The organism is Streptomyces huiliensis, from assembly GCF_020037025.1.
Taxonomy (GTDB): domain Bacteria; phylum Actinomycetota; class Actinomycetes; order Streptomycetales; family Streptomycetaceae; genus Streptomyces; species Streptomyces huiliensis.
In genome coordinates this window covers 1-4,363 of record NZ_JAIQLH010000440.1, presented here as the reverse complement: position 1 = coordinate 4,363, position 4,363 = coordinate 1, and the positions used below count along the sequence as shown (strand labels likewise).

Below are 4,363 nucleotides of genomic sequence, written 5' to 3'. Positions count from 1 at the left end.
CCCTCGCCGCCGCCCTGCGCGCCTGGCGGGACGAGCCCTGGGCGGCGGACGCCCGGCCCCTCGTCGACGAGGCCCTGGAACTGCGGGAGGCGCTGGCGGCCGGCCCGGCCGACGAACCGCCGAGCCTGCTGCACGGCGCCTACCACCAGGGCAAGGTGCTGGCCGGTGAGCGGCTGCCCTGGCTGGCCGTGGGCCCCCGCCCGCTGGCCGGCGAGCGAGCGTACGACCTGGCCCGCCTGGCCCGCGACCGCGCCGACACCCTCCTCGCCTCCCCCGGCGCGGCGACCACCGTCCGCCGCCGCACGGCCCGCCTCGCGGACGCCCTGGAGGTGGACGCGGAACGGCTGCGCGGCTGGACGCTGTTCCGCGCGGTGGCGGACGGGGTGCGCGAGCGGGCGTCCGGCGAGCGGAAGGCGGCCGAACTCCTGCTGGAGTTCGCGGCGTTGCTCTAGCGGCGGCGCGCCGCCCGGCGAACGGCCGGGGCCCGCGAGCGCCGGCGGCCCCTCGTCCCCGAGACCCGCCTACCGCGGCGCGAGCAGCCGCTCGACCGCCGCGTCCACGGGCAGTTCCTCGCGCTCCCCCGTGCGCCGGTCCTTGAGTTCGACCCGGCCGTCGGAGGCGGCGCGTCCGACGGTCAGGAGCGTCGGGACGCCGATCAGCTCGGCGTCGGCGAACTTGACGCCCGCCGAGACGCCCGCGCGGTCGTCGAGCAGGACGCGTACCCCGGCGTCGGCCAGCCGGGCGGTGAGGGCCTCGGCCAGTTCGGTCTGTACGGCCTTGCCCGCGATGACGACGTGGACGTCGGCGGGGGCGACCTCGCGCGGCCAGCACAGGCCGCGCTCGTCGTGCGTCTGCTCGGCGAGTGCGCCGACGGCGCGGGAGACGCCGATGCCGTAGCAACCCATGGTCACCCGGACCGGCTTGCCCTCGCGGCCGAGCACGTCGAAGCCGAAGACGTCGGCGTACTTGCGGCCCAGCCGGAAGATGTGGCCGATCTCGATCGCCCGCCCGAGCCGGAGGCCGGTGCCGCAGCGGGGGCAGGGGTCGCCGGGCTCGACGACGACGGCGTCGACGTAGCGGTCGACGGTGAAGTCTCGGCCGCAGACGACGTTCCGCGCGTGGGTTTCGGGCCGGTTGGCGCCGGTGATCCAGGCCGTGCCGGGCGCCACCCGGGGGTCGGCCCAGTAGGGGACGGGCAGCTTCTGCGGGCCGACGTAGCCGCGCACCAGATCGGGGTGGCGCGCGAAGTCGTCGGCGGTGACGAGCTCCACCTCGGCGGGGGCCAGCCGCTCGGCGACCCGGTCCAGGTCCACCTCGCGGTCGCCGGGCACGCCGACGGCGACGATCTCGCCGTCCACCTTGACGAGGACGTTCTTGAGGATCGCGGAGGCGGGGACGCCGAGGTGGGCGGCGAGGGCGTCGATGGTGGGGGTGTCGGGGGTGTCCAACTCCTCCAGCGGCCCGTGACCGGCGGGGTCCGCGGACCCGACGGCCGTGGTGACCGCCTCCGTGTTGGCCGCGTAGCCGCACTCCGGGCAGTCCGCGAAGGTGTCCTCGCCCACCTCCGCCGGGGCCAGGAACTCCTCCGAGGCCGAGCCGCCCATGGCGCCGGAGACGGCGGAGACCACCCGGTGGTCGAGCCCGAGGCGCTCGAAGATCCGCAGGTACGCCTCGCGGTGGCGGCGGTAGGACGCCGCCAGCCCCTCGTCGTCGACGTCGAAGGAGTAGGCGTCCTTCATCAGGAACTCGCGCCCGCGCAGCACCCCGGAGCGGGGCCGGGCCTCGTCCCGGTACTTGGTCTGGATCTGATAGAGGGTCACCGGCAGGTCCTTGTAGGACGCGCACTGGTCCTTGGCCGTGAGGGTGAACACCTCCTCGTGCGTGGGCCCGAGCAGGTACTCGCCGCCCTTGCGGTCGCGGAGCCGGAAGAGGAGGTCCCCGTACTCCGTCCAGCGGCCGCTGGCCTCGTACGGCTCCCTGGGCAGCAGGGCGGGCAGCAGGACCTCCTGGCCGCCGATGGCGTCCATCTCCTCGCGCACCACGCGCGCGACGTTGTCGAGCACCTTCTTGCCGAGCGGCAGCCACGTCCACACCCCGGCGGCGGTCCGGCGCACGTACCCGGCGCGGACCAGCAGCCGGTGGCCCGGCGTCTCGGCGTCGGCCGGGTCCTCGCGCAGGGTCTTGAGCAACAGGGTGGACATGCGCTGGACCTGGGCCATGGTCGCCTTCAACTCCCGGGGGCGGTGCGGGTGCGGTGCCCCGGAGACTAGCCCGGGGCACCGGAAGCCGCGCAACGGATTTCCGGTGGCCCGCCGGTGCTACCGCTCGGCATGGCCGTGGAAGTACAGCTCCCCCAGGAACCTGACCGGGGCACCGGCGGGAAGGGGGGCCCGGACCGAGGCGGGCAGCGGAACCCTCGCCCAGTCGACCGTCCGCCCTCCGGGCGCGGCCGCCAGGAGGGCTGCGTAGCGCTCGCGTATGCCGGCCGCGTCCGGTTCCAGGGCGTCGGGGGTGTCGAACTCGGCGTTGTCCCAGTAGTCCCGGAGGGCTTCGCCGGCCGCCTCACGCGCCGTCGTGATGTCCGCTGCGGTGTCCATGGGCGCGAGACTAGGGGCGGCCACTGACAACGGGCCCGGCGCGTCACTCCGGCAGCGGCAGTTCCGCCCCCATGACCACGTACGGGCTGACGGCGCTGGGGAAGACCACCTGCCGGGCCAGGTCCCGGTAGCCGAGCTTGCGGTAGAGGGCGCGGGCCGGGCTCTCCACGTCGATGGCGGAGAGGATCGAGCGCGGTTCCGCCGCGTCCGCCGTGAGCGCGGTGATGAGCGTCCGGCCGATCCGCCGGTTCTGGAAGGCCGGGTGGACGTGGAGTTCGGTGATCACGAAGACGTCGTCGAGCCACTCCTCCGTCCCCGTGGCCCGCAGGTACGGCTCGACCACGGTGGACCACCAGTGCCGACGGTCGTTGGGCATGCCGTAGACGAAGCCGACGAGCCGCCCGTCCGGTGCCATGGCGCCTAGGGCGCGGGCGCCGGGGCTGGTGAGGTGGCGGAGCACGATGTGGCGCCGGACGCCGACCTCCTCGGCGGTGAGCCCGAAGGCCACGGCCTGTACGGCCAGCGCGTCGTCGACCCGCGCGGCGAGGTCCAGCGGGCCGACCACGATGTCATCCATGCCCGGGAGGCTACCCGGCCGGCCGGTCTTCCCGTCGGGCCATGGAGATCGGCGGGTCAGCGGAGCACGTCCTGAAGGGCGCGGCCGGAACAGCCCGTCCGGAACGGCAGGCTCAGAACAGCACGCTCATGAAGGCGCCGGTCTCCCGGAAGCCGACGCGGCGGTAGGCGGCGCGCGCGGCCGCGTTGTAGTCGTTGACGTAGAGGCTGGCCACCGGGGCGACCTCGCGGAGGGCGTGGTCGAGCACGGCGGCCATGCCGGTCACGGACAGCCCGCGGCCCCGGTGTTCGGGGGCGACCCAGACGCCCTGGATCTGGCAGGCGCGGGCGGTGGCGGCGCCGATCTCGGCCTTGAAGACGACCTTGCCGTTCTCTATGCGGGCGAACGACCGCCCGGAGCCGACGAGTTCGGCGACGCGCGCCTGGTAGAGCAGTCCGCCGTCGCCGGCCAGCGGCGAGACGCCGACCTCCTCGGTGAACATGGCGACGCAGGCCGGGAGGATCAGCTCCATCTCGTCCTTGCGGACCCGGCGGACCAGTGGGTCCGGGTCGACGTCGGCGGGCATCGCCCGGGCGACCATGAGCGGCTGGCGGGCGCGGACCTCGCGCGCCGGGCCCCAGTGCGGCTCCAGCAGCGACCAGAGGGCGCCGGTGGACTCGGCGGGGCCGACGATGGAGGAGCAGCGGCGGCCGGCCCGGCGGGCGCGGTCGGCGAAGGCGCGGACGGCCTCGGGGCCGGCGCAGATGGGGACGAGGTTGGCGCCGGCGTAGCAGAGCGCCTCCAGGCGCCCGTGGACGTACCAGCCCCACATCTCGCCGCCGAGCCGCCAGGGGTCGAGGCCGGCGACCTGGACACGGGCGGCGACGAAGGCGTTGGCGACGGGATCGCGGTCGAGTACCGCGAGAGCGGCGTCGAGGTCGCCGGGTTCCAGGACCCTGGTCGTGGTCGTCGTCAACACGTGTGCGGTTGCCTCACCGTCGCGGCCGGAGGCCAGGAGAACAGATTCCTGGCACTTTACCTCTCCGGTTCCGCGCCTACCCCGTCGCGGCGGGAGGACCGTGGCCCGGCCCGCCGCGAGGGGCGATCGTGTCAGCCGGCGACGCTGACCTCGGGCTCGCCGGAGGCGACGCCGTCCTTCTCCATCTGGGCGGCGATCTTCAGGGCCTCTTCGATGAGGGTCTCGACGATC

5 protein-coding genes are annotated in these 4,363 nt (G+C 74.8%); 1 reads left to right on the top strand and 4 read right to left on the bottom strand.

The window, feature by feature from the left end:
- On the top strand, nt 1-452 hold a 452-nt coding region (locus JNW98_RS34890; protein WP_223772287.1), incomplete at its 5' end, for an aminoglycoside phosphotransferase family protein.
- Nucleotides 453-521: 69 nt separating this feature from the next.
- Here JNW98_RS34890 and JNW98_RS34885 read toward each other — a convergent pair.
- From JNW98_RS34885 to JNW98_RS34870, 4 genes are all read right to left on the bottom strand, one after another.
- Complete coding sequence (locus tag JNW98_RS34885) at nt 522-2,219, bottom strand: proline--tRNA ligase (RefSeq protein WP_223772286.1); 1,698 nt, start codon at nt 2,217-2,219, stop codon at nt 522-524.
- Nucleotides 2,220-2,318: 99 nt separating this feature from the next.
- Nucleotides 2,319-2,597 (bottom strand): hypothetical protein, encoded by a 279-nt coding sequence (locus tag JNW98_RS34880; RefSeq protein WP_223772285.1) that lies wholly within the window; start codon nt 2,595-2,597, stop codon nt 2,319-2,321.
- Nucleotides 2,598-2,640: 43 nt separating this feature from the next.
- Nucleotides 2,641-3,174: a GNAT family N-acetyltransferase gene (locus tag JNW98_RS34875; RefSeq protein ID WP_223772284.1), complete on the bottom strand. Its 534-nt coding sequence runs from the start codon at nt 3,172-3,174 to the stop codon at nt 2,641-2,643.
- 112 nt (nt 3,175-3,286) lie between these two features.
- Complete coding sequence (locus JNW98_RS34870) at nt 3,287-4,132, bottom strand: GNAT family N-acetyltransferase (protein ID WP_223772283.1); 846 nt, start codon at nt 4,130-4,132, stop codon at nt 3,287-3,289.
- Nucleotides 4,133-4,363 lie beyond the last annotated feature (231 nt).

What these genes read in the sequence shown, in the direction of transcription:
- JNW98_RS34885 (WP_223772286.1), bottom strand. Translation starts at nt 2,219, where the DNA reads ATGGCCCAGGTCCAGCGCATGTCCACCCTGTTGCTCAAGACCCTGCGC.
- JNW98_RS34880 (WP_223772285.1), bottom strand. Translation starts at nt 2,597, where the DNA reads ATGGACACCGCAGCGGACATCACGACGGCGCGTGAGGCGGCCGGCGAA.
- JNW98_RS34875 (WP_223772284.1), bottom strand. Translation starts at nt 3,174, where the DNA reads ATGGATGACATCGTGGTCGGCCCGCTGGACCTCGCCGCGCGGGTCGAC.